Source organism: Streptomyces sp. SID14436 (assembly GCF_010548465.1).
Taxonomy (GTDB): Bacteria; Actinomycetota; Actinomycetes; order Streptomycetales; family Streptomycetaceae; genus Streptomyces.
On sequence record NZ_JAAGMD010000282.1, the window covers coordinates 1 to 1,894 of the forward strand.

Annotated in this window: 2 protein-coding genes; both read right to left on the bottom strand. The window is 74.5% G+C overall.

All coding sequences use genetic code 11. From position 1 onward, the window contains the following. Positions 1–68: 68 nt before the first annotated feature. A complete protein-coding gene (hemQ, locus tag G3I53_RS10270) occupies positions 69–800 on the bottom strand; it encodes a hydrogen peroxide-dependent heme synthase (RefSeq protein WP_164334398.1) in 732 nt (243 codons plus the stop codon). A 5-nt stretch (positions 801–805) separates the two neighbouring features. Next, positions 806–1,894: protoporphyrinogen oxidase (gene hemG / locus G3I53_RS10275; protein ID WP_164438255.1), on the bottom strand; the 1,089-nt coding region annotated here is incomplete at its 5' end.

Here is a 1,894-nt window from a genome sequence, read left to right on the forward strand (position 1 = left end):
GCCCGGAACCGCGCCCGAGGCAGGCGGCCGGACGGGACGGCGGGGCGCCCGCCCGGCCCGCCGCCTGATCAGGCCAGGGAGGCGACCAGTTCGGCGATGTCCTTGCGGCGGCCCGTGTAGAACGGGATCTCCTCGCGGACGTGCAGCCGGGCCTCGGAGCCGCGCAGGTGGCGCATCAGGTCGACGATGCGGTGCAGTTCGTCGGCCTCGAAGGCGAGGATCCACTCGTAGTCGCCGAGGGCGAACGAGGCGACCGTGTTGGCGCGCACGTCGGGGTAGCCGCGGGCCATCTTGCCGTGGTCGGCGAGCATCCGGCGGCGGTCCTCGTCGGGCAGCACGTACCAGTCGTAGGAGCGCACGAACGGGTAGACGCTCACGTAGTTGCGGGGCGTCTCGTCGGCGAGGAACGCCGGGATGTGCGAGCGGTTGAACTCGGCGGGGCGGTGCAGCGCCATGTTCGACCACACCGGCTCCATGGCGCGGCCCAGGCGGGTGCGCCGGAACAGGCTGTACGCCTCCTGGAGCAGGTCGCTGTCCTCGGCGTGCCACCAGATCATCAGGTCGGCGTCGGCGCGCAGGCCCGAGAGGTCGTAGGTGCCGCGGATCGTGACGTCCTTGGCGGCGAGCTGGTCGAACAGCTCCTGGACCTCGTCCGCGTAACCGGCACGGTCCTCGGGCAGCACGTCCTTCAGCTTGAAGACGGACCACAGGGTGTAGCGGATGACCTCGTTGAGGTCCCTGGCCAGCTTGCCCTTGTTCGGGATCCGGTCGGCGGCGGGGGTGGTGGCGTCGTCACTCATACTGCTCATTCTCCTGCTCCTGCGTGGAGGCTCTGCACCGGGGCGGCGGTGAGGTCCCGCACGTCGTGCGGGTCACCGAGGATCTGGTCGGCGGCGGTGTGCGCGCTGGCGATGCACGCGGGGATGCCGACGCCGTCGTAGGCCGCCCCGCACACGGCGAGGCCGGGCAGGGCGGCGAGGTGCTCGCGGACGCGCGCCACGCGCGCGTGGTGGCCGACGGGGTACTGGGGCAGGCCGTCGTCCCACCGGGTGACGCGGGTGGCGACCGGCTCGGCGTCCAGGCCGGTGGCGGCCTTCAGGTCGCGCCGGGACACCTCGACGAGGTCGGCGTCGTCGCGGCGGAGGATCTCCGTCTCGCCGTGCCGGCCGACGGAGGTGCGCACCACGGCCACGTCCGGGTTCCCGGCGGCGATCCAGCCCCACTTCTGCGAGGCGAAGGTGGCGGCCTTGATGGTGCGGCCGTCGACCGGCGGCACCAGGAAGCCGCTCCCGTCGGGCAGGTCGGCGGCGTCGCGGCGGAAGGCGAGGGTGATCAGGGCCATGGAGGCGTACTCGACGCCCGCCAGTTCGGCGGCGGCCGCCGGTGCCTCGCCGCGCAGCAGCCGGGCGGCGGCCGGCGCGGGCACCGCGACGACGACGGCGTCGGCGGTCAGCTGCTCGTCGCCGGTGACGATCCGCCAGCCGCCGCCGGGCTCGCGGCGCAGTCCGGTGACCGGCGTCGAGGTGCGGATCTCCGCACCGCGGGACCGCAGGGACGCGGCGACGGCGAGCGGGAGGCTGCCGACCCCGCCCTCGATGCCCATGAACACCGGGTCGGTCCGGGGCGCGGCCGCGGCCCTCTCCTGGATCGCGCGGACGCCCTCGGTGAGCGAGGTGTGGGTGCGGGCCGCCTCGAACAGCTGGGGCACCGCCGACCGCATCGAGATCCGGTAGGCGTCGCCCGCGTACACGCCGCCCAGCAGCGGCTCGACCAGCCGGTCCACGACCTCGCGGCCGAGCCGGGCGGCCACGTACGCACCGACCGCGACGTCCTCGCCGACCTCGGTGCGCGGCAGGTCCGCGTCGTGCCCGATGCGGGCCAGGCCCTCGTCGGA